22 protein-coding genes are annotated in these 23,808 nt (G+C 40.5%); 17 read left to right on the top strand and 5 right to left on the bottom strand.

All coding sequences use genetic code 11. From position 1 onward, the window contains the following. Positions 1-66 precede the first annotated feature (66 nt). Complete coding sequence (locus RMX98_RS08680; protein WP_322676567.1) at positions 67-1,443, top strand: DUF2330 domain-containing protein; 1,377 nt, start codon at positions 67-69, stop codon at positions 1,441-1,443. Positions 1,444-1,520: 77 nt separating this feature from the next. Here the strand turns inward: RMX98_RS08680 and RMX98_RS08675 are convergent, their stop codons facing one another. After that, positions 1,521-2,729 carry a response regulator gene (locus tag RMX98_RS08675; RefSeq protein ID WP_322676568.1) on the bottom strand — a complete coding sequence of 403 codons (1,209 nt, stop codon included), beginning with the start codon at positions 2,727-2,729 and terminating at the stop codon, positions 1,521-1,523. Between the two features lie 600 nt (positions 2,730-3,329). Between RMX98_RS08675 and RMX98_RS08670 the strand changes: the two genes are divergently transcribed. After that, positions 3,330-4,364, top strand: a complete 1,035-nt coding sequence (locus RMX98_RS08670) for a M28 family peptidase (protein ID WP_322676569.1) — start codon at positions 3,330-3,332, stop codon at positions 4,362-4,364. Here the strand turns inward: RMX98_RS08670 and RMX98_RS08665 are convergent. Further along, the gene (locus RMX98_RS08665; protein ID WP_322676570.1) at positions 4,359-4,667 is read right to left on the bottom strand and encodes a hypothetical protein; all 309 of its coding nucleotides are present in this window, start codon (positions 4,665-4,667) and stop codon (positions 4,359-4,361) included. The genes RMX98_RS08670 and RMX98_RS08665 overlap by 6 nt on opposite strands. 694 nt (positions 4,668-5,361) lie before the next feature. Between RMX98_RS08665 and RMX98_RS08660 the strand changes: the two genes are divergently transcribed. Beyond that, complete coding sequence (locus RMX98_RS08660) at positions 5,362-7,053, top strand: alpha/beta hydrolase (protein WP_322676571.1); 1,692 nt, start codon at positions 5,362-5,364, stop codon at positions 7,051-7,053. A 1,149-nt stretch (positions 7,054-8,202) separates the two neighbouring features. Further along, positions 8,203-8,889, top strand: a complete 687-nt coding sequence (locus RMX98_RS08655; protein WP_322676572.1) for a DUF6875 domain-containing protein — start codon at positions 8,203-8,205, stop codon at positions 8,887-8,889. 88 nt (positions 8,890-8,977) lie between these two features. Here the strand turns inward: RMX98_RS08655 and RMX98_RS08650 are convergent, their stop codons facing one another. Next, positions 8,978-9,121: a hypothetical protein gene (locus tag RMX98_RS08650; protein ID WP_322676573.1), complete on the bottom strand. Its 144-nt coding sequence runs from the start codon at positions 9,119-9,121 to the stop codon at positions 8,978-8,980. A gap of 182 nt (positions 9,122-9,303) precedes the next feature. On the opposite strand from RMX98_RS08650, the gene RMX98_RS08645 reads away from it, so the two are divergent. From RMX98_RS08645 to RMX98_RS08615, 7 genes are all read left to right on the top strand, one after another. Continuing rightward, positions 9,304-9,768 carry a CYTH domain-containing protein gene (locus RMX98_RS08645; RefSeq protein ID WP_322676574.1) on the top strand — a complete coding sequence of 155 codons (465 nt, stop codon included), beginning with the start codon at positions 9,304-9,306 and terminating at the stop codon, positions 9,766-9,768. Between the two features lie 587 nt (positions 9,769-10,355). After that, positions 10,356-10,682 carry a hypothetical protein gene (locus RMX98_RS08640; protein ID WP_322676575.1) on the top strand — a complete coding sequence of 109 codons (327 nt, stop codon included), beginning with the start codon at positions 10,356-10,358 and terminating at the stop codon, positions 10,680-10,682. Positions 10,683-10,828: 146 nt separating this feature from the next. Continuing rightward, entirely contained in the window at positions 10,829-11,047 is a 219-nt protein-coding gene (locus tag RMX98_RS08635) for a MetQ/NlpA family ABC transporter substrate-binding protein (RefSeq protein ID WP_322676576.1), read from the top strand. Positions 11,048-11,240: 193 nt separating this feature from the next. Next, positions 11,241-11,447 carry a hypothetical protein gene (locus RMX98_RS08630; protein WP_322676577.1) on the top strand — a complete coding sequence of 69 codons (207 nt, stop codon included), beginning with the start codon at positions 11,241-11,243 and terminating at the stop codon, positions 11,445-11,447. A 29-nt stretch (positions 11,448-11,476) separates the two neighbouring features. Then, positions 11,477-11,758, top strand: a complete 282-nt coding sequence (locus tag RMX98_RS08625; protein WP_322676578.1) for a hypothetical protein — start codon at positions 11,477-11,479, stop codon at positions 11,756-11,758. A gap of 181 nt (positions 11,759-11,939) precedes the next feature. Then, on the top strand, positions 11,940-13,007 hold the full coding sequence (gene namA, locus RMX98_RS08620) for an NADPH dehydrogenase NamA (RefSeq protein ID WP_322676579.1): 1,068 nt from the start codon (positions 11,940-11,942) through the stop codon (positions 13,005-13,007). A 779-nt stretch (positions 13,008-13,786) separates the two neighbouring features. Further along, positions 13,787-15,604, top strand: a complete 1,818-nt coding sequence (locus RMX98_RS08615) for a vanadium-dependent haloperoxidase (RefSeq protein WP_322676580.1) — start codon at positions 13,787-13,789, stop codon at positions 15,602-15,604. 320 nt (positions 15,605-15,924) lie between these two features. On the opposite strand, the gene RMX98_RS08610 is transcribed toward RMX98_RS08615, so the two are convergent. Next, positions 15,925-16,077 (bottom strand): hypothetical protein, encoded by a 153-nt coding sequence (locus RMX98_RS08610; protein WP_322676581.1) that lies wholly within the window; start codon positions 16,075-16,077, stop codon positions 15,925-15,927. 92 nt (positions 16,078-16,169) lie between these two features. Between RMX98_RS08610 and RMX98_RS08605 the strand changes: the two genes are divergently transcribed. Continuing rightward, entirely contained in the window at positions 16,170-16,757 is a 588-nt protein-coding gene (locus tag RMX98_RS08605) for an HD domain-containing protein (RefSeq protein ID WP_322676582.1), read from the top strand. A gap of 10 nt (positions 16,758-16,767) precedes the next feature. Here RMX98_RS08605 and RMX98_RS08600 read toward each other — a convergent pair whose 3' ends face one another. Next, positions 16,768-17,793 carry a 2-hydroxyacid dehydrogenase gene (locus tag RMX98_RS08600; protein ID WP_322676583.1) on the bottom strand — a complete coding sequence of 342 codons (1,026 nt, stop codon included), beginning with the start codon at positions 17,791-17,793 and terminating at the stop codon, positions 16,768-16,770. Positions 17,794-18,360: 567 nt separating this feature from the next. On the opposite strand from RMX98_RS08600, the gene RMX98_RS08595 reads away from it, so the two are divergent. The 5 genes from RMX98_RS08595 (at position 18,361) to RMX98_RS08575 (ending at position 23,725) form a co-directional block, all read left to right on the top strand. Continuing rightward, positions 18,361-18,753 carry a hypothetical protein gene (locus tag RMX98_RS08595; protein ID WP_322676584.1) on the top strand — a complete coding sequence of 131 codons (393 nt, stop codon included), beginning with the start codon at positions 18,361-18,363 and terminating at the stop codon, positions 18,751-18,753. Between the two features lie 255 nt (positions 18,754-19,008). After that, positions 19,009-20,301 (top strand): DNA methyltransferase, encoded by a 1,293-nt coding sequence (locus RMX98_RS08590; RefSeq protein WP_322676585.1) that lies wholly within the window; start codon positions 19,009-19,011, stop codon positions 20,299-20,301. A gap of 36 nt (positions 20,302-20,337) precedes the next feature. After that, entirely contained in the window at positions 20,338-21,126 is a 789-nt protein-coding gene (locus RMX98_RS08585; RefSeq protein ID WP_322676586.1) for a hypothetical protein, read from the top strand. A gap of 108 nt (positions 21,127-21,234) precedes the next feature. After that, positions 21,235-22,953: a precorrin-3B C(17)-methyltransferase gene (gene cobJ / locus RMX98_RS08580; RefSeq protein ID WP_322676587.1), complete on the top strand. Its 1,719-nt coding sequence runs from the start codon at positions 21,235-21,237 to the stop codon at positions 22,951-22,953. Between the two features lie 415 nt (positions 22,954-23,368). After that, positions 23,369-23,725, top strand: a complete 357-nt coding sequence (locus RMX98_RS08575; protein WP_322676588.1) for a hypothetical protein — start codon at positions 23,369-23,371, stop codon at positions 23,723-23,725. Positions 23,726-23,808: the final 83 nt, after the last annotated feature.

Here is a 23,808-nt window from a genome sequence, read left to right as displayed (position 1 = left end):
TCTTTTACTAACGCGATGAATCGCGTTTCTAGTCTTTAGCGCCAAAAAAGATAGAGGTATAAAATAATGAAATTTTTTCGGCTTTTAACACCATTATTGTTAGCAATTGTAGCTGTTTTGTGCTTTGCCCCCGCAGCTTGGGCATTTTGTGGATTTTATGTAGCCAAAGCTGATACAAAACTGTATAACAAAGCTTCTCAGGTTGTGATCGCGCGGGATGGCGATCGCACTATCCTAACAATGGCAAACGACTTTCAAGGCGAAGTCAAAGATTTTGCAATGGTAGTACCAGTGCCAACGGTGCTGCAAAAAGAACAAGTTCGCGTCACTGAACCGAAGATTATCGAGCGGCTAGATGCTTTTAGTGCGCCACGATTGGTAGAATATTTTGACTCAGATCCTTGTGCCCCAGTTGACGATAGAGAGTTATCAGCAGCACCAGCGCCAGCCGCAACCAGAAGTGAGGCGGGGAATGCAAGAGGCGATGCTAGTTTAGGTGTGACGATTGAAGCACGTTTCAATGTTGGCGAATACGACATTTTGATCCTCAGTGCAAAAGAATCTGGCGGATTGGAAACTTGGCTCAAACGTAATGGCTATAAAATTCCCAGAGGTGCGAAACAGTTACTTCAGCCTTATATTCGCTCCTCCATGAAATTCTTTGTTGCCAAAGTCAACTTAGATAAATTTGAGCAATCTGGCTACCAGTTTCTCCGTCCACTACAAATTTCCTACCAATCGCCTAAATTCATGCTGCCAATTCGTTTAGGCATGATCAATGCTACGACAGAGCAGGATTTGATTGTCTACATCCTCTCACCCGAAGGACAGGCAGAAATCACTAACTACCGGACAGTGAAAATTCCCTCCGATGCGAACATTCCCTTATTTGTCAAAGATGAATTTGGTGAATTCTATAAATCCATGTTTCAAACTGCCTACACCAAAGAAGACAGGAAAGTTGGTTTTTTAGAGTACGCCTGGGATATGGGTAGTTGCGATCCCTGTTCCGCCGAACCCCTAACCCCAGAGGAACTCAAGCAAGCAGGTGTATTTTGGCTAGATGATAATTCTACAAGTAATATACCAGTACGTCCCAGTTTTCGTCGTCCCTCTCCTAGAAGTAACGTCTTCATCTCTCGATTGCATGTTCGCTATACCCGCGATAAATTTCCTGAAGACTTGATATTTCAACAAACTGCCAATACTGAATCTTTCCAAGGGCGTTATGTTTTGCAACATCCGTTTCAAGGGGAACTCAAATGTCAGGCGGGTAGACAATATAAGCAGTCTTTGCCCAAACGTTTTGAACAAGAAGCGCAAACTCTAGCTAAACTAACCAACTGGAAAATCCAAGATATTCGTAACAAAATGAAATTGAGTGTAGGTAATTTGAGATATTCTTGGTGGGAAAATTTACTATCCTGGCTGGGATTGTATTAAGGAGATTGCTGAGTGGGGATTGGGTATATGCCCAAACCCACCCGGCCGAAAAATTCACAACATTTCTTTAGCAAAAATTATACTAACGGTAGTAAGACTGTAAATATTATCCAATCTTGAATACTGGTAACTTCGATCGTGCCTTGAAGACATTCTACCAGCTTCTTAACTAATGCCAAGCCCAATCCTGTACCACCAATTTTCCAGAAATCGTTATACGGAATTCGGTAAAATGGTTCAAATATTCGAGACTGTTCTTTTTTAGGGATTATTACGCCAGAATTGCTAATTTTAATTTGAAAAAATGGCACTTGAGAAGTGGTTATCATGCCAGATCGAGCATCTTCATTGATTACACTTTTTGTCATGGAAATGACATCGACAGTTAATCTAATCTCCTCATCAGGAGGAGAATATTTGCAGGCATTACTGAGTAATTCGCAGACAATTTTGTTAACAACAGCTAAGTCTGAAACTATAGATGGTAGATTTTGGGGGATACTAACCTGAAAAATCTGTTGCTGAGATCGAGCAATATCTTGAAAATGCAAGGCTATGTGAGGAATCCAGTTTTGTAGTTGAAATGAAGTTAATTCTAATGGATAGACATCTGTCTCAATCATTTGCAGAGACAGCAAATTGTTCACTAAATCTAGCCCTTCTTCGCACTGTTGACGCAGAATAGTTAAGTAGCCAGCTACAGACTCAAATGGAGAAAGTAATTCTGAATTTAAAATGCCTTCTCGTTGCAGAAGATGTTCTAGTACGGAGATTGTCTTTTTGATGTTTAATAATGGTATGTGCATTTCCTGAGAGGCAGGCGCTAAAAAATCATTTTTCAACTGGTTGAACCGTTGTAATTGTGACAATTTCTCGCGTTGATAACAATTGAGTGCTGTTTGAATAGCAACATAAAGTTGTTGCTCTTTAACAGGTTTTAGGATGTAACCAAAAGCAAATGTCGTTTTAGCCCGCTCTACAGTACTTTTGTCAGAATGTCCGGTGATGTAGAGAACAGGAATTTGAAGACGATTCCAGATTAGCTCCGCCGCCTTAATACCATCCATATCACCTCGTAACTGGATATCCATCAAAACCAAGTTTGGAAGTAGTTCAGCAGCTTTCTCAACTGCTGTTTCTGCCGAATCGGCAATATCTAAAACAGTGTATCCCAGCAATTCTAAAGTTTCTTGTAAATTCATCGCTAGGATATACTCATCCTCAACAACCAAAACCTGAATTTTCTCTGTTGTCTGTGTGTTTGATAAAATTCTATTAACGTTCATATCCTACTTTTTGTAAAAGAAATTTTGAGGTATTTACAAGTCTTGAAGGAGGCAGGAGGTAAGAGAAACTTTTCAGCTTGGGTTCGACTCCAAATGATTTGTTTTAAGTCACTTAACTCCCATATTCCGCAAGGTGTTAAACCCTTGCTCCTTCTAGTCGCAATACTTACGGCAGAGAATAGTTTTCCTCCTGCCTTTCTTGATAAAATGCTATAAGCCTACCTTTTACCCTCCTGTTGAAAGTGCCAAAGTATAGTAGTTTTGTTAAAAATATCCTTGAAACTGATGGGTATTGTATTGTTTGGCTCTTTCTAATTCTATTTTATGCTGAGGGATAATATCGAGTCTTTGATTTAGATGCTTGATTAACTAAAATTTGCACAATAAAAATATTAAGTATTTTAAATTTTATTGTGCACCAAACTTTGGAGGTAATTTAGTAGCATTGTCTCAACAAATGTAACCTAAATCCATCATAGTTTGGGAATAAAAATGATATCTTGATGCAGTCTTTAATTATCTGGTCATCCCAGATACCCAAAAACTAAAACTATAGATAATTGAGCTTACTACAACTCGGATAAGCTGAGGAGAAATAATATGAAAAAATGGATTTGGCTAATGTTGTTGGTGGTGATGGCAGTTGTTGTTGTGGGTAGTAGGGGTAGCACGTTTTTTGAACAACATTCCTCACCGACAATTGTTGAACGCATTGCAGTAGAAACACCTGAACCACAGCCAGAGTTAAAAAAAGTTGATCGTGTCCCACAAGTATCTACTGACAAGCTGTTAACTCATATCCAAAAGTTGAATTTTCAGCGCTACACAACAAAAGAGCGATGGCAAACTCGCACTTACATCACAACTGAACTGAAAAAATTAGGCTGGAAACCAAAATTGGAAAAGTTCTCTGAGGGTGTGAATATTTTTGCCGAACGTGCAGGAACTAACAAAACCGCTAAAGCAATTCTCGTCGGAGCGCATTACGATACTGTTGCCTTATCCCCTGGTGCTGATGATAACGCCACTGGTGTTGCTGTGGTGCTGGAAGTAGCTCGTTTGCTCGGTTCCCGTCCCACGCCACGGACTTTACAGCTAGCTTTTTTTGACCAAGAGGAAGCAGGACTTTTGGGGAGTCAGGCTTTCGTTAGCAAAACAGCACGCTTACAAAATTTAGGCGGAGCGATCGTTATGGATATGGTAGGTTATGCCTGTTACACTGCTGGATGTCAAAAATATCCTGCGGGATTGCCTGTTACACCACCTAGCGACAAAGGCGACTTTTTGGCAGTAGTCGGTGATACAGAACATTTACCTTTACTGAATACCTTTCACAATTCACAGAACATCCCTTCAACCGCCCTAAATAAACAGGAATTAAATCTGCCAGCAGTTTTAACACTGCCAATTCCTTTTAAAGGTTTACTGACACCCGATACTCTGCGAAGCGACCATGCACCGTTTTGGTATCAGGGCGTGGGTGCTGTGCTGGTGACAGATACCGCAAATTTACGTACTCCCCACTATCATAAACCTAGCGATGTTCCAGCGACTATCGAGCGATCGTTCTTCACAGGATCAGCACAGATTGTAATCAATGCTACTACTGCTTTATTAGAGAAGACCAACTTATGAATTATATTGACTAGTGTTTGGTTCCGGGAAAGTCAATGTCCAGTTCTGTTTATCATTAAGCTGAAAATATAACCCTTTGAGAATGAGCCGCAGAGCTATTCGAGTTCTAATAAATTTCTTTACTAGATAAGTTCCTGGTTCAGCAAAGACATCATCAAAGTTTTTTTTATGACCAAATTGTTTGGAACAGTAACTACCAGCACCTTGAACTGTCACTACAAAAAATGGAGATAGTTTGTATTTATCAGGAATCATAAATATTCCATATACATGATGACGACCACGCCACGGTTGAACAATCACTTTAGTAGCCTGTACTTGGAATTTTGTAGTTTTTGATGCTAAAAAACCCTCGAAATTGCAATCAGAATTATTCACAGGCCACGACAATGTAATAATACTCAGAGATAGTAGCGAAATTAAAATATAGCTGAGTCTGCAACGCATAAAGCTAAAGAAAATTTTTGATGTGGCTGGTAGAATTTGATGATTAATATGCAGCTACAGCACTAAGATTATCCACCTGCAACACCTTCGAAAGCACAAAGACAAAACATTAATCTGTCGTGAAAGCTTCGTTTTATAAAAAATTACAGTTACTCAATTTTGGATTTTAGATTGATCCCATACATAAACCTGGTTACTCGGAATAAATAGTTTTAGATTGTTACTGTTACAGTATTAAACCTAGCGGAGAAACAAGTTGGCTTTTGTCGCTGTGAACACTGATTTATGCTCAAATTTTTAGCTTTGATGAATTCTACAATTCGTTGCTTTTTATCAGCTTGATTTGCATCAGTAGTGTTTTGAGAAAATGAGGGCGACACCGATAGCGAGTCTTGACTACGGCACGCTGCACGAATGAGCGTTATAGCCCGTCGTAGACATAGCTATCAACTTCAGGAAAAAACTACTTTCATTTCGAGGTCATTAATGGGGTAGTCAAATACACAAATATCCGTTATATTCCCGTAAGTAACACTTGGTATAAATATTTATGAGAATAAGTTGGGGAAGTTTTAAGACAGTTGCAGGTTTCTTTGGTGCATTGGGCAAAGCTCTTCCTATAGGCATAGCGCTTGCACAATTCGGGGCAAATACTTCAGCCATTGCAGCTGACACAGTTATTGTGCGTTTGGGTTTATTTACAGAATCCATCTCTCTTGCTGAGTTACAAAAGGCTGCAAAAACTGGCGAATTGCCTGGGAGTTTGCAGCCTTACACTAAAAAATTATCTGAAGAACAACGCCGTTTCTTCTTGGGGGCGTTGGACATGAATATACCGATGAATGTTGTCAGCGTTGATAAGTTAGCTAATACTCAAATTGGTACAACTATTCTCAATGACTTCGCTACGGCCTTAGCCCGAAAGGATAAAGCTGGTGTACAAGCACTTAGAGCAGGATTGGTACTAGGTTCCATTGCACCGCCGGGCCTTTCTATACTAAGTTTTATCGCCGCTTATCCCAGTAAACGCCTAGAAATTAATTTGCCACAGGCTTTTGTAGTTGCAAGGAGTTTGAATACAGCTTTTTGGCGTACTCAGCAATTTATGCTAGCCATTACTCCTCAACTCAACCCCAAAACACCGCAGATTGCTTTCCCTTTTGATCCCAGCCAAGCAGGAAGCGCTGAAGTAAAAGTACTTAACTTAAGCCTGAACGATCAAAAGCGCGATGCCTACGGCGGGCAAAGCCAACGTAAAATTCCAGTTGATATTTACTGGTCAACTGCTGCAACACCCGACAAACCTGTAATTGTCATTTCTCACGGTTTCGCATCAGTCCGCACCGACTTGCGTTATCTGGCAGAACATTTAGCATCCCACGGTTATGTAGTAGCAGCTTTAGAACATCCTGGTAGCAATCAGGCCAATACTAACTCAGCATTACAAGGCAAAACCAGAGTTATGAAGCCTCAGGAGTTTTTGTATCGCCCTCAAGATGTTAGTTTTGTGCTTGACGAATTAGAAAAGCTCAACCAAACGGCTAATCATCCTTTGCAAGGGAAACTTGCAACCAATAAAGCGATGGTTATTGGCTATTCTTTTGGTGGTACTACAGCTTTAACACTTGCTGGAGCCGAGTTACAACTGGAAGGTCTCAAACAACGTTGTAAAAAGAACTTGGCTATCTTGAGTCTAGGAGAAGATATACAGTGCATCGCTCAAGAACTACCAGAAAATAGTTATCAACTACGAGATACCAGAATAAAACAGGCGATCGCTCTTAATCCTATAACTTCTCTAATTTTTGGCGAAACTGGGTTAACTAAGATACAAGTTCCTACACTAGTGCTAGCAGGTTCTGCCGATAAAACTGCCCCAGCTTTAACCGAACAGATTGTGGGATTTGAAAAAATCCCATCCCCAAAATGGCTAGTTGGTGTAATTGGGGGAACTCATCTAAGCATAAAAGACCCTAGTACTACTTTGGATCAAGTAGAAAAAGCAAATACACCGATTAGTGGCGGTGAAGTTGTGGGTGAAAAAGCAGCAGATGTCCGCAAGTACGTTAAAGCTATAGCTTTAGCCTTTGCTTTCCAAATGACTCCAGAAGCGAAAAACTACGCTGTCTTTCTGACACCAGATTATGCTCAGTTTGCTTCAACTGCTGCATTTCCATTTCGCCTAATTACACAGATTCCTCCTGATGCTATGGCAGTAGTAAAAGAATTTGTTGATAAATAACGGACTTCTAATTAAAAGAATTCGCAGTTGCGTTTTGTAACAGGGATTTAACCCCTATACAAAACGTGCTGCCACAAGAGGCAGGTAAATCAAACCTCAAACCTTTGTTAAAGAAATATCTAATTTTGTTAGGGAACTTGTGGGTTGCCCAGAGTTGTCTGTACAGTCAAAATCCTTAATTTTCTCTTAACTTTATTTGTGTAGCCAAGTCAGTGCAAGAACAGGGGATTTCCGTTATGAGCATCTAGTGCGCGAATGACCTTGTTTTAGCTCTAATACCAGTTCTATATGAAGATGCGCCAAACTATACGAGGAACGAACCGCAAAGAACGCATAGACGCAAAGCGGTGAAGCAGCGAGGTCTTCTCCCAAGGGGAGACGCCAAGGGCGATGGAGGTTTCCCCCCATGAGCGACTGCTAAATCCGAAAGGCTTCCCGCAGGGTAGGACATAAAAAAAGAAATAAGAAGTCAAGAAAATTTGGCGCAGCCTCAAAAAGCAATAGTATAAATTAATACATCTTAAAAATGTTGCCCCTACAACACAACATCTGTGGTTTGAATAAATGAAAGCTGTTGTAACTAATATACAGCTTAATAAAATTGGACTTAATTTTTGATATTTACCTAAATATAATTATTTTAGCTTGATATTAAACTTATATTTGCTGTTAAAGCAATACTAAGTTTTTACAGCCTAAATAAGTCTTTAAATATATACCTTACCTAGAAAAAATTATTTTAGCTTGATATTAAACTTGTATTTGCTGTTAAAGCAATACTAAACTTTTACAGTCTAGATAACTATTTAGACGGAAACTTTATAATTATTTTGCCAAAAATAATAGATGCTTGAAAGTGTAAAGACATTATAAGTATCTGCTGCGTAATAGATGTCTGTTATGGCTAGAATACCAAAATCAAGTGAGCGCAAGTTGCTTGATATAAGCTTAACTTCGTGTATTTACTGGCATAAATTTATTTGAATTACCAAAAAAAAGTGGAACATTTTCATATTTTAAAAACTAAAGATGAACCAAAAATAAAAAACTAAGACTTATTTTGCTTATTTAAATAATTAGTTTTCTCTACATAGATATGTAGGGAAAACTGCTGTTTGAAAAAATACTCGCTCTATTTCACTCAAGCTCATGCAACTTTATACAACTATTGAAATCGAACAACTCCAGCAAAATGAAGACCTTCCTTACTTAATTGAAATTATGGAGTGGGTGAAAAACTTTTTAGGAAGACCTCATCCTAACTTAGGAAGACCCGGCGCAGTTTGCCCTTTTGTACCTCTGTCTCTGAAGTCTAACAGTATTCGGATGGCAGTGATTCGCACAAAAGATTTGTATCCAGAAGAATTAGAAGAGCTTGTTGGACGCTACCGGGATATATTTCTAGAAATAGATGTTAAAAAGCAAGAATTAGCAATTAATAAAGCTTTTTTACTTATCTTTCCTGACATCCATATAGAAGACGCTTCTAAAGTAATAGATAGTATCCAACAAAAACTTAAACCTCTATTTGTTGAGTCAGGACTGATGATAGGAGAATTTCATAAACGTAATGAAAGTCCTGGTCTACATAACCCAAACTTTCGCCCACTTCGTAGCCCTATCCCTTTGTTAGCTATCCGGTTTATGGTTGAAGCTGACCTCCCTTTTCTTGTGAGTCCAACTGATCCAACCTTACGTATTCGCTATCTGGAAGCTTATTTAAAGCATTTTGGTCATAAATTTACAGATGAAACAAGGTTTAAAAAAGCTCATCAAGCATTAGCTTTAGCGAAAGAACAGCTTAAACAAGAAACTTTAGTCAGTTCTGGCATATAAATAAAATCAAATGTTGGAATTATCCATTGGGGGATTAAAAGTATTTCTGGCTTTCTGCACCTCTGCGTGATATCAAACAAATATGCTTTTAAGGTAGACGCGTAGCAGTTTGTAGCAAGACATTGCTTCTCCCTTCATCTCTGTCTGTAACTGAATTGGCAATGCGGATATAAAGAACCATGACAGACCTCAGATTTTGCCCATCTGCGATCGCACTTAGTGCAGGTGGCATCAAATCGCCGTCCCAATCAAAATTATCGTACTATAGTGGGAGCGATCGCTAATTATCATTTAATCAATATCACACACATCTCTTTTTCTATAAACAAGATATATATAACCATGCTCATGAGTTTAAGCCACAGATAAATGTATTATTTTTAATATACAAAATTAAATAATCTGGGAAATAAAATGGCTAAAGAAATAGAGCGAAAATATTTAGTGAGAGGAGATAGCTGGAGAGAATTAGCTGAAGGTAGTGTATATCGTCAAGGCTACATTGCCACACAAGACAAAGCGACTGTACGTATACGTATAGTCGGGGAAAAAAGTTATTTGACCATTAAAGGCCCCAATATTAAATATTCGAGATTAGAGTTTGAGTATCCTATTCCTGTTAAAGATGCTCAAGAAATACTTGAGACATTATGTGAGCGTCCCTTTATAGAAAAAGTCAGATATAGAATAGAGTCAGGTGGTTTGATTTGGGAAATAGATGAGTTTGATGGTGTGAATAAAGGATTAATATTAGCAGAAGTTGAACTCAGTGATGAAAATCAACAAATTGAACTACCAATCTGGATTGGAGAAGAAGTTTCTGATGACTCCAGATATTTCAACAGCAATTTAGTCAAACACCCTTTTTCACAATGGTAATGGCTAAAATATTGGGAAGAGCGCCAAGTACGCCAATGCGTAGCATCTCGTTGGCGCAGCCTCTCGTAGAGAAGAGAAGAAATTAAGAGATTTGGCGCAGCTTCACAAAAAAACGGTATGATTCCTGAATTCTTCTTCAACTAATCTACAGGACTCATATTTGATTTCTGAAAAAACTCAGTACAACTAAGAAGCCTTCCTTCCTATTGCCTATTGCCTATTGCCTAACAGCGCAAATAAGTATGGCTACGCTCCCGTGAGGGATACAGAAATCAAAGCGGATTCCTATAGTCGACGCACAATCTGTTATTTTAAGCATTGATGACAAAAATTATACTTGTGCTTTATTTTTTTGAGAAAGTTTTCGCCACAAACTGAACTCTCTTAAGGAATAATGTCAATAAATTTTAATAAGCTCTTGTTTTTTAGCATAATCTATGCAAACCTCATAATTGTATACTACTGTATGCCAATCGGCTTATCGTAGATTAACAGTAAATTAGATGGGTTCTTCGTGATGCGAGTTACTCACGAGCTAAGGATCTCCATCTGCAATCCCCATTCTCCAATATCCAAAAGGAAACTTTATGGTTACTCTAACTCGGACTTGGAATGTAGAGTTTGAAAAAAAAACTCTAGAGGAATTGATTAGCAAGCACGCGCCTCACATCCCCCTAACTGGTGAACACGCTAGTCGTCCTCTAGAAACAGAAGAAGAAAAGGCAGATTTTGATCAGTATTGGGCTGCAATGGATGGTGATGACTTCTTTTCTAAGCATAACTATACTTTTTTTAAAAACCTCAAATCTGTGAATGAGGTTCCCCAAAATGCCACTGTCACAATTGCCAATGATGTGATTAATAATAGACATCTTGCAAAAGTAGCAAATGCCAAGATGTCGGCGAATGGTTAAAGGGTACTGGGTTTGGGTAAATTTCATCTCTTTTCCCTTTACCCGCAAACCCATTCTCCATAAATGCCAAGAAGTTTAATGATTGAGGACTGAGGTTACTGCAAAGAAATAGCTTAATAAAACTTAAGGAAAATACTTAGAAATTTGTGACTACCAGAGACATAGCTGATAATCCGAAAACTTTACGAATTAAGGAAGTAGAAAAAGTCCAGGTAGTTCGAGCTATTAATGATGTAGACTTCATTGTTTCTTCGGCTCAAACTGTTGCTCTAGCAAGAATAACGCCTCAATCTATGGGACAGGAGACAGCTAAAGATAAAAAGTATGCTTTGGCATTAGTCACATTACAGGGTCGAAAAAATTAGCCAAAAATTTAGAAATTAAATAAGTTACTTAACGATCCACAAGCTAGAGATTTTATTAACAATCAGTATTAGGGGCAATAGTAACTGTATTTTTAAGATGGTGAAAGAATGAAGAATGACAAATTTGTTACTTCATCTTTCCTAAACAAGGAGTTACTAAACTTAAACTTGAGCATTATTGGAGAGTAAAATCATGTTTTTTGGACAAGTTGAAAAAGAATTATTTTGTGAAGAAATTTGGTCAATTTGGCAAACATCGAAATTACCAGAGCATCTACAGTTATTAGTAGATCAAGAACTAGGAAAAGGCGATATCTGGGAATCCAAGACCCAAAAGCCTGATGGGCAGCCTATTCATCCAAGTCTTGATGAAAAGTCTAGTAATTCAACAAAGATTTAAGCTACAATTCAATATTTTGGTGCATCATAATGAGTTCTAAAGAGTACACTGCTCTGACCACTGATAGCAATTCGTTAACGCAGCAGAGTACCGTTTTAACTTTAGCGCAGACGCGAAGCGGCTTGTCGTTAGACATCGCTTGTGCTTTAGCAGTAGCCAATGTCTACTACAATCAGCCGCTACTGGCTGATTGTAGTAGCTTGAATATCTCTATTCAACTCGCCCGTTCAGTCAGTGGGATTAGAGAATATCTGGGTCGCTGCGCTATCTTGTCTCCTGCCTCAAAACCTGTAGCTTTGTACTTTATGTAAAAGAAAACTGCTGTATGTCTGGAGATTATGGCAGTGGAAAGCCGTTTGTGCTTTGGGATTATTTTTGTTGACTATGGCGTTTATCGCTCATTTTAGTGTGGGTAAGAGAAATGCAAAATCGAGTTCATGCTGCAAATCCCTACCTAATTTATTTTACTAGCAAGAGAAGGAATCAATATCAATGGCACATCTGTTTGAACCATTCAAGATTCGTGAAGTTACCTTTCGCAACCGCATCGCTGTTTCACCGATGTGTCAATATTCTAGTACAAATGGATACGCTAATGATTGGCACGTTATTCATCTAGCTTCTCGCGCAGTTGGCGGTGCAGGTATAGTGTTCACAGAGGCAGCAGCTGTAGAGCCGCGTGGACGCATTAGCCCGCAAGATTTGGGAATCTGGTCAGATGCACATATAGAAACTTTAGCCAAGACTGTAGCATTAATTCATAATTTTGGTGCTGTTGCAGGTATTCAACTTGCTCATGCAGGTAGAAAAGCCAGCACTGCCAAACCTAGTAAAGGAGGAAAAGTACTAGATGAATCTCAGGAAGGTTGGCGGCCCTTGGTTTCGAGTAGTGCGATCGCTTTTAGCAAAGATAGCCCAGTTCCAGAAGCCCTTACTATTGAAGGAATTCAAGAAATTATTGACACTTTTGCCCAAGCTGCCAAACGTTCTCTAGAAGCTGGTTTCAAGGTAGTGGAAATCCATGCTGCCCACGGTTATCTACTGCACCAATTTCTCTCACCCCTTTCTAACCACCGCCAAGATGATTATGGTGGTAGCTTTGAAAATCGGACTCGTCTGCTCAGAGAAGTAGTTCAAGCAATTCGAGAGGTTTGGCCCCAGACACATCCACTCTGGGTACGTATCTCTGCCACCGATTGGGTAGACGATGGCTGGGATATTGAGCAAAGTATTGCTTTAAGCGACAAACTCAAATCTCTTGGAGTTGATCTCATCGACAATTCATCAGGCGGTATCATACCAGGCGTTCATATACCAATTAAACCTGGTTATCAAACTCACTTTGCCGAACGCATCCGCCGCGAAGCTAATATTCATACAGGAGCCGTGGGCTTAATTACATCCCCTGAACAAGCTGACGAAATTATTCGTACAGAAGTAGCTGATATAGTGCTGTTGGGACGTGAATTACTCCGCAATCCTTACTGGCCACATCTGGCAGCCAAACAACTGGGACACGATAAACTCTGGCCTGTTCAATACGATCGCGCTTGGTTGTAAGGAAGTAAAAGAAGGTGAGTTTGATTAACCTCTCACTCTCCGAAACAGAAAGGGAGGAGCAACGAATTCAGCTTTTTGCTCTTCTCTTTGACACAAAGAGGGGATGGGGGAGAGTTCTAGAAAAGATATCATAGGATTGGGAAAAATTATAGCAATTTCTACAGCAATTTTCATCAAAAACTGCCGTGTCACGTTTCATTTCCACTAGCACGGAATACGTGCTGTACGCCTCTTCTTCCAAAGCTTTCACGCTCTTACTAAGTTTATTGTAAAAACCTCTTGATTTTCATCACCATTTGTGAGAAAGTCTGATTTAACATCTAAATACGGTAAGTCGATAGATTTATAGTAGTTAGTGCCCTGACTGGAAGAGAGTACAGCTATAAGGTTTCTCTACCCTTGTGAGGTATAGCAACCCCAACCCCCTAAAAGCAAGCGATGAGGGGGCTATGAGGTACCTCATCTGATTAGGAAACGCCATAACATAGCGACCTTGAATCCTGGCAAAAGCTATCGGACTAATTAAAACTACAGAAGTGTAATAGTCATGTAATAAAAGCTTGAATATTAGCACTAAATACCTACATAACTGTCAGGAGAACAATCTCTAATGCAAGTTATCTTCTAACTGTAGAACAACCCCGAATTTCACACTAAATTCACTGAGATTGCCCTCTTTCTCTATCCATGTGTGGCTAAAAGTCATCCTAGCTTTTAGCCACTCATGTACTTACTCGTGACTAAATTTCTGTATTATTTTCACCAGTGGAGAATATTTCATGCAGCCAGATCCAAATTCTCATCAAAGTTCCGAGCCAAATGCTCAGGCTAATAGTGAAATAGATAAACTGAAACAGCCCCGTGTAGCTAGCAAACGTCTTCTTGGTAATAGCGCCAGCAGACGCTCATTTCTCGGTCGCGCTGGTTTGTTTAGTGCCGCTAGCGTTGTTGCAGGAGTTTTAGGTTCACCTTTTTCCTCAAAGAATGGAGGAGATATTGTACAAGCCCAAGATAGCAATAGGCGGTATCATCGTGCGTTCGACTACAACAGGTTTGTTGATAAAGCCTATCGAGTACGTGTTGAAGCAGCCAGACTTGAAAGGAGTGTTCCCATTCCGCCCCATCCGACCAACGGTGATGAGGAACGTTATTCTAACAAAATCGGCTCTGATAGCAGGGGACTACCGCATAACAGGCTAGGCGAAGTCAACCTAGAAGCTTACAACTCTTTGACCAAAGCATTGAGAACGCAAAACCCGAATGATTATGAAAATATCATCTTGGGTGGCAGCAGAAAGCTGGTCAATCCTCAAGGGCCTCTAGCAATTAGCCTAGAAGGGATCAATGCAGCGCAGATAGCTGTGCCAGCGCCACCAGCTCTAGCTAGTGCAGAACGTGCGGCTGAAGCAGTTGAACTATACTGGCAAGCTTTACTCCGAGATGTACCTTTTTCTAAGTTTCAAGATAATACTGACAACCCAAAAGTCTTGGCAGCTGTCGAAGACCTCAACAAGCTTTCGGCCTTTCGAGGGGCAAAACAAAATGGCCGTGTCACTCCTCAAACTCTATTTCGTGGTAGTGTCAACTACGTCAATCTGTACGGAGCAGGTATAACTACAAAATATGTTATTCCACCAGGTGTACTAGATGGGCCATACATTTCGCAATTTTTGTTGCAAACTATTCCTTGGGGAACTCAGTCTGTTTCGCCATTGATTCGTACTGCTCTTCCTGGTAATGACTTTCTACTCGATTTCCAAGAATGGTTGACTATTCAGAATGGAGGTAGTTCAGGGAAGTCCATTACATACGACCCCAAAAACCGTTACATATTTACAGTTCGGGATTTAGGTGAGTATGCTCATATTGGCGGCCCTACATACCTTGGAGCTTCCTTGATTCTTAATAGCATCGGGACACCTTTGAATCCGGGCAATCCCTACGTCAGATCGAAAACCCAAATTGGTTCTAATGCAACCTTTGCACTGGGACATTTACAAGCTTTACTTAACTTGGGAAGCTCGCGTGTAATTAGAGTGTCATACTGGCAGAAGTATTATGTACACCGCATTCTGCGCCCGGAAGCCTATGGTGGGCTAGTCTACAACAATATTGTCAATAAAACTCAGTATCCGATTAATTCTGAGGTATTGAATTCTAAAGCTTTGGCTCAGACCTTTAGCACCTTTGGCACCTATCTATTGCCCCAAGCATATCCAGAAGCAGCGCCAACCCATTCATCCTATACAGGTGGTGCAGCCGCCAATGCTGCTGTCAATGTCACACTGTTGAAAGCATTTTTTGATGAAAACTTTGTTATCCCTAATCCAGTAGTGCCTGATCCCAATGACCCCACAAAAGTAATTTCTTACAGTGGGCCACCATTGACTGTCGGTGGAGAGTTGAATAAACTGGCAACTAACTATGCCATTGGTCGTGGTCACGGTGGTATCCATTGGCGTTCGGACGGTTCAGCTGCTTTGGCTTTAGGAGAAGAGGTTGCCATCAGCCTCCTCAGAGATGAAAGACTAGGTTACAACGAAATATTCAATGGCTTCACCTTCACAAAATTTGATGGTTCAAAAGTCACAGTTTAAATTAATTTTCGGTGTTCTAAGTGTGCTGAGTAAAGGTATTTTACTCGGCTTTTTATCGATATCTTTGGTGGCACACATCTCTTTGCTACCTGGATATTGAGAATTTTGCCAAAGTATGAGAAATATAGTAATCCGATTTGATTTCTAAACTTATTTGTGTAGGGGCAATAGGCAATAGGCAATAGTAAAAAAGGTTTCCTAGTTATACCGCAATACGCTTGGGTTAAGCCTTTTTTTCTTCCCCTGCTCCCCCTACCTGCTTTAACAGATAAATTTCCTTAACTGAACTGTATTGAGTTGTACTGAATTTTTTCACGCAATCAAATATGAGTACTAGTATATGACACGCGCATTTGGGGATGTGCCAAAAAAGACAATGGATGCGAACAGATTAACGCGATCGCTTTGTGGCTACGTCTAGAGTTAGGCGGTGTAGATGTCGCTGTGCGCTGGATTGGGGACTGAGAAAACATTCTTCAGCTAATCCCTAATTGGCATAGGTATTGAAAAAATAACTCATATTTGGATAAACTGAGAATTTTGAGATTTACATCAGGAGTATGTAATGTCAAACTCATCTACTAGAAGACCTGTTGCCACTTATACACGAATGGCAGACGGAACAAAAGAAGATTATCTTTTATTACAGGAACACTCTAAACCTTTGTTGAATCAGGTTGCCGATCGCGCATTGACACTTTTAGTTGGCTTGCAAGAGAGTTATCCAGGAAATTTGATTGATCGCTATCAGCATTCGCTACAAACGGCAACAAGGGCTTTTCGGGATGAGGCACAAGAAGAGGTCGTGGTAGCTGCGTTGCTGCACGATATTGGTGATTTACTAGCACCTGGAAATCACGCAGAGTTAGCAGCAGCTATCCTCAAACCTTATGTGAGTCCCGGTACTCATTGGATAATTGAACATCATGGGATTTTCCAAGGCTATTATTTCTGGCATCACACAGGACGCGATCGCTATGCTAGAGAAAAGTTTCGCGATCATCCTTACTTTGACCGCACCGTTGAGTTCTGCCATAACTGGGATCAAGAATCATTCGATCCAAATTATGATAATCTGCCGTTGACGTTCTTTGAGCCGATGGTACGCCGGATCTTCGCTCGTGAACCTTGGGGCCAGCATACAAAACAATAAAGATGCTTTCTTAGCGATCGCCAACCGCTATTGTCGCTGACGGTTGAGCGCGAATTTCATTTGCACAAGGATGACCCTGTTCTATATCAGTAATATTAGCAAAAGTTGCTTCTGCAATATTGTGGAGAGCTTCTGCTGTAAAAAAAGCTTGATGTCCAGTAATAAGTACATTGGGGAACGTTGTCAGACGTTGGAAAATATCATCTTGAATAATTTCGCCAGACAAATCCTCAAAGAACAATTCTGATTCTTGTTCGTAGACATCCACACCAAGATAGCCAATTTTACCAGACTTCAAGCCCTCAATCACTGCTTGGGTATCAATCAGCGCTCCTCGACTAGTATTAATTAGCATCACACCTGGCTTAATCTGTTCTATAGCTTCAGTGTTAATCAAGTGATGTGTTTCAGGAATCAGAGGACAATGTAGGGAGATAATATCAGAGTTAGCAAATAGCTCAGGTAGTTCTACATACTTTCCACCTAGCGCCTCCAATTCTGGATTGTGATAAACGTCATAGGCGAGTAGGTTACAACCAAACCCCTTCATAATCTGTCCTAAAATCAAACCGATTTTGCCAGTGCCGATAATCCCTACTGTGCGCTTATGCAAATTAAATCCCAATAGTCCATCTAGAGAAAAATTGCCTTCTCGGACACGGTTATAAGCACGATGAATTTTGCGATTTAGACTTAGAATAATTCCTACGGCATGTTCTGCTACTCCATAAGGTGAATAAGCAGGAACACGCACAACAGTAACTCCTAAGTTTGCTGCCGCTTGTAAGTCTACATTGTTAAAGCCTGCACAGCGAAGGACAAGCAAGCGAGTTCCCCCTGAGGCAAGAATCTCCAAAGTTGGGGCATCAACCTGATCGTGTACAAATACGCAAACTGCCGGAAATCCGGCAGCAAGGATAGCCGTATCCCGATTTAAACGGGGTTCAAAAAACACTAATTCGTGTTGGCTGAGAGAATTTGCAGCTGACAAAAAATGCCGATCATAAGCTTTTGTACTAAAGACTGCTACTTTCATGCAAAACCTCAGACTGTATGCTGCACGGTGTTCGAGTACATAATACCTTGACGTTGAAAGGAACAATGTCTACGATAAGCGTTGCTGCGACACCTTTGAAGACTACCAGTCTTAGGGATTGGTATTTTTGCAAGCGATTCCAGAACTAAAGCAAAAATTTATAATTCTGAGCGATATCTCATACAACGGGTATTTTGGAAGGATAGGTTTGTTGCTAAATTATTGTTTTACCCAAAATATTTGTAATAACTGCCCTAAAAATAGCAGGACTTACAGCAAGAACTCTCTGAAACTCTTATTCCTTTTTGTTCAACTCTTACGAGACGCTACGCGTAGCTTGCTTCCCCGCAGGGGTATGCGTTTTTTGCGGTTCGTTTTATCATAATTTTGCGTAAGTCCTAAATAAAATGAAATAGCCCTGATTTACAGCTAAGGGAATTCTTTGGTTTAGTGATAGTGACGTACAGTTGAATTTGTACAAGCATTTATTTAACGAATTATAACGATATTATCTTTAGCAAGTTGAAATCAGCGATACACTGAGAAAAATTCCTTGAGGAAGCGTTGATGGCACGGTCAAACGGGGTTACAACTGAAACGTCTGTAGAGGAATTGCCTACAGCTTCAGACAAAAATACGATCACAGCAGTTGAAAATTCGCCTGAGCCAGTGGAGGATGCTCAGGATATTGACGATATATTGAACTCACTAAAAACCTTGCTGAGTTCTTTAGAAAAGCTCCAAAAAGTCCGGCAGGAAGTAGGCGATATCAAGCCGTTGATTGGGCGGATGCTTGATGGAGAACTAGTTGCTGGTGATGAACTTGAGCAACTCAAGATAGGTGTGAGCAGTCTTTCTCGCCTGGTTCGTGCTTATAATGACCATCAAGTAGCGTTGGCGAAAGCACAATCTGCTAGAAACTTGCTAGATCAAGTGCTGAAAGAGCGGAAAGCTAATTGAAGTAGGGACTGGGGATTAGGGACTGGGGAAGAAATTATTTTGAGATTTGGTTGGAGTCCCAATCCTTGAGTCCCAATTTGAAGAAGCGATCGCCTCTTTTGAGAGAATGCGATTTTTATAAAATTCTAAAGCAGTTGGGTATTACAGAGGAACATTTTAACCAATTGTGATAAATACTGTGTACTAGTATTGCAAAACCGCATTTTACCTATTTATTTTCCAGCGATCGCTTCATAAACAATAATAACTATCCACATGAATCTACAATTAGAATTGCCATTTCAGGAATTTTCTTCTTGCACTTCCCAATCCTTGGACATTTCATCTACATTCATTAATAACATGAAACTGCCAGTTCATCGCTGGTTTAGATTTAGTGCAGGTTTCTCTGCACAATGGGTAGAAACTATAATTACCCAAGCTAAAGAACGAGGAGAAACTACTGTCTTAGATCCATTCTCTGGTTCTGGTACAACCTTACTCGTATCTGAAAAGCTTGGAGTTGAATGTTTGGGAATTGAGGCTCATCCCTTTGTTGTGCGTATAGCAAGAGCTAAACTTTTATATCAAACTGACGCTGATGCTTATCTTGAACATATAGAAAAAGTTATAAAATGTGCCGAAAATGTTCAGCCCTGTGTAGATATATACCCGAAACTGATTCATGAATGCTTTAGTATATCTTCACTTGAGTCTCTAGATAGATTGCGCCAATCTTGGGAAAAACTTGCTGATGATTCATCTGAATCTCAGTTAGTTTGGTTAACGCTTATATCAATTCTTCGTCATGTTTCTCATGCTGGAACTGCACCTTGGCAGTACATTTTACCAAATAAAAAGAAACAATATTCTTTAGATGCAATGTCTGCTTTTCGCCTAATGGCAGAGAGTATAGCTACAGATATGAGAATTGCCGGAAAAATGGCGGCTTCTGTTGCTTGTCTTATTCAATCTGATGCTCGGACTTACCAGGGTGTACCTGATAATTTTGCCAACTTGGTAATCACATCACCACCGTATGCTAACAACTATGACTATGCAGATGCTACACGTCTAGAAATGTGTTTTATGAAAGAAATTTCCGGTTGGGGTGATTTACAAAGTGCGGTGAGGCAATACTTAATTCGTTCATGTTCGCAGCATGTAACCAATAAAAATGTAAACATCGACGAAGTTCTAGCATCTCATGAATTATATCCAATCAAAGCTAGTATTATTGAAACCTGTCATAAATTGTCCCAAGAACGACATTTACATGGAGGTAAAAAGAATTATCATTTGATGATTGCCTGCTATTTTTTGGATATGGCTAGAGTTTGGATAGCACTTCGCAGAGTATGCAAAAGTCCTGCAACAGTTTGCTTTATGATTGGCGATTCTGCTCCCTATGGTGTTTATATTCCGGTGATTGAATGGATGGGCTTATTAGCACAAGCAGCAGGGTTTAAATCTTTTAATTTTGAAAAAGTTCGTGACCGAAATGTGAAGTGGAAAAATCGCAAGCATAAAGTTCCTCTTTGCGAAGGTTGTTTGTGGGTTTACGGGTAGGGCAATCACAACACAAATTATTTTTGCACGAATGTAATGGCAGAGTCATTTTCACATAAATGGGGTCAGATTTTAGGACATTTCATCCAGGAATTTATTCGTGAGACACTTCAAAAAGTGGCTGATGAACATGGTTTTTACTTAGATTATCAGAGAAAGCGCAAGGCACGAATCACTAAAAAGGTATCATGGCAGGATCGCTACGGTAACTATCATGACCTTGACTATGTACTGGAACGAGGAGGTACAGAAGATACTCTTGGTCTTCCAGTAGCATTTATTGAGACTGCGTGGCGGCGTTACACCAAGCATTCTAGAAACAAGGTTCAAGAAATTGAAGGAGCGCTTATTCCTTTGGCAGACACCTATAGTCACCTTAACCCATTTTTAGGAGCTATTCTAGCAGGTGTGTTTACTCAAGGAGCGCTTGACCAATTAGAATCTAAGGGCTTTAAAATTCTTTATCTCAAGTATGAAAACATCATTAAATCATTTACATCTGTTGGTATAAATGCATCTTTCAATGAAAATACATTAGAAACGGACTTTCAAAATAAGATTGGGCAATGGAAAAAATTATCAGAGCCAGATATTACTAATATTAAGAATAAAATGCTAAGTCTTGAAAAATTCCAGATAGATAAATTTATCAATACCTTAGAGCAGTCATTTGCTAGACTAGTCCAACAGGTAAATGTCATTGTCTTACATGGGCTATCTCAACAAAGTGCCACTGTCGAACATGCTATTGAATATATTCATAATTATCCAGAGAATCAACCTACATTTGCCCCACCATTAAAATACGAGATTGATATTCGTTAGAATAATGGTGATTTAATTCACGCCATATTTAACAATAAAATTGAAGCGCTCAAATTTCTCAGAACATTTATTTAAAGTGCTAATTAAATAATTCGTAATTAAGTAATAATGAACGTTGCACCCGCCATTGTAATACTAGGTCAAAATAGCGTGACAGTAGCACGCAAAATAATCACTGTGCTACCAGGGGCAACACTATACGGTCTAGCCGATCGCACATCGGGAGTTGATGTCAGCTTCACAAATTTTGGCGAGACGCTGCGCGAGTTATTTGTCCAGGGAAGACCACTGATTGGCATTTGTGCCGCCGGTATTTTAATTAGAACGCTAGCTCCGGTACTGTCAGACAAACGACAGGAACCACCAGTGCTAGCTGTGGCTGAAGATGGTAGTGCTGTTGTTCCCCTATTGGGTGGACTTGGTGGAGTAAACGATTTGGCCCGTCGCATTGCCGAAGCGCTGGATGTCAAACCTGCAATTACGACCACAGGCGATTTACGTTTGGGCACAACGCTGTTATCTCCTCCCCCTGGATACCATTTAGCCAACCCAGATGATGCGAAGAAATTTATCTCAGATGTGTTAGCTGGGGCGCAAGTCAAGCTAGAAGGAATAGCGCCTTGGTTGAACAATAGTAAACTGCCTATAGACCCAAAGGGAGATTTGACCATCCAAGTTACGGAACGCTTGGTTACTCCTACAGCCAACTGTCTTGTTTACCACCCAGCAACGATCGCGATCGCAATGAGTGGCATGATTAATGATCCAGTAGCTTTAGTACACCAACTACTAGCTGATGCCAAACTAGAAAAAGCATCAGTCGCTGGCATATTTGCACCCATCACTGCCGCAGCCGATCCCGCAATCTACGCCGTAGCTAACGCTTTGAAAGTACCTGTCCGCTTTTTTACCTCAAATCAGCTAGAAAGTCTCTTATCACAAGGTTATAGCCCCGCCCAAGCCTCAGCGATCGCCGCCACAGGTACATCTCCCTTATCTCCATCTCCTGACATTGCGATCGCTATTGCCCCCCAACCAATTGACCCCAACATCATCGGTCAGCCACGCGGACGGTTAGCGATTATTGGCACTGGCCCTGGTGGTCAAGAGTGGATGTCTCCCGAAGTAAAGGAGATACTCAAGTCGGCAACTGACCTCGTGGGTTATAAAACTTATTTAGATTTAGTTGGTTCTCTGGCTGATGGCAAGCAACGGCATGAGTCTGACAACCGCGAAGAAGAAGCACGGGCAAAAATGGCCCTTGATTTAGCAGCATCTGGACGATATGTAGCTGTAGTTTCATCTGGCGACCCCGGTATCTATGCAATGGCAACAGCAGTTTTTGAAGTCTGCGATCGCTATGCCAAACCCGAATGGGACAGTATCGATATTCATGTGGCCCCAGGCATTTCTGCTATGCAAGCCGCCGCCGCCGCCATTGGTGCGCCCCTGGGACATGACTTTTGTGCTATTTCCCTGTCTGATATTTTAAAACCTTGGTCTGCGATCGCACAACGAATTGCTGCTGCTGCTGAGGCTGATTTTGTCATTGCTTTCTACAATCCTGTTTCCAAAAAGCGTACATGGCAACTGGCAGAAGCGAGAAATATTTTGTTGCGACATCGAACACCGGATACACCAGTAGTGTTAGCAAGGAATCTCGGCAGACCAGGACAGACGGTGAAAGCGATCGCACTTGACGAGTTAACATCTGCAAGCGCTGATATGCGGACAATTATTCTCGTCGGTTCCACAAAAACCCGAACCATCAAGCGCCGCGATGGTAGCATCTGGGTTTATACGCCGCGTCGTTATACTGATACATAAAACTGCACAAAATCAGGCTTGATGAGACAAGTTGCTCAAGCAACTTGCTCTTGCAACCTCACATTAATCGATATTAGAGATTCTAAAGAACCCCACCCCGCCTTTGACTTGCCGTCAAAGTCTCCCCTCCCGAAGAGCGGGGAGGGGCTGGGGGTGGGGTCTTAGTGCCCTTTTGTAAGAGAAAGTTGAAGGCGATCGCCGGAAGATTTTTGGTAAATTCAGGTATGTTTATATTGACTAAAATACTGTTTTAGTATATAAATTCAGCTTTATACCTCCTGCCTACCAACAGATGCTAAAATGTGCCGATACTTAGGAACTTCTGAGTTAACGCAATATTCCTGATAAATATTTACTTGCACTGTAAGATTTAATCGGATAATCTGAGCGATCGCAATTGTTTTCTAAAGAACCCATGAACAAATTCATCCTGAGTTTGCTTTCTTCTCCTGTGCTGATTAGCTCTATTCTCTCTATGGGAGTAATGCTCAATCAAGCACAAGCTATGGAGCCAGAAGTAAGAGCCAAAACCACAGACAGTCTATCTTGTATACGCAATAAACATAAAGTAGGTTTAGTGTGTGCAAGAGCTTCTGTATTGGCTCAAATTCCTAAATATCAACCGGAAATAGAATTTTCTCAAGAAGATGCTCCCATGCTGGAGTTTAACGATCAAGAAAGCGATATGGCAATCAACTTATTTGGTTGCGACTGTGCTGCCTGTATAAATTCTTTACGTCAGATGCGCGGCGCGACACCTTTGGTATATTAAACATCTCCAGAAATTAATGATGCGTTATCTCAGACCCTTGTAGAGACGTTACATGTAACATCTCTACATTTGTTTTCACTCAT

Origin of the sequence: Nostoc sp. DedQUE02 (assembly GCF_034531035.1) — a bacterium.
Classification (GTDB): domain Bacteria; phylum Cyanobacteriota; class Cyanobacteriia; order Cyanobacteriales; family Nostocaceae; genus Nostoc.
The sequence above is the reverse complement of the archived record's forward strand: the minus strand, read 5'-3'. Positions and strand labels throughout refer to the sequence as shown.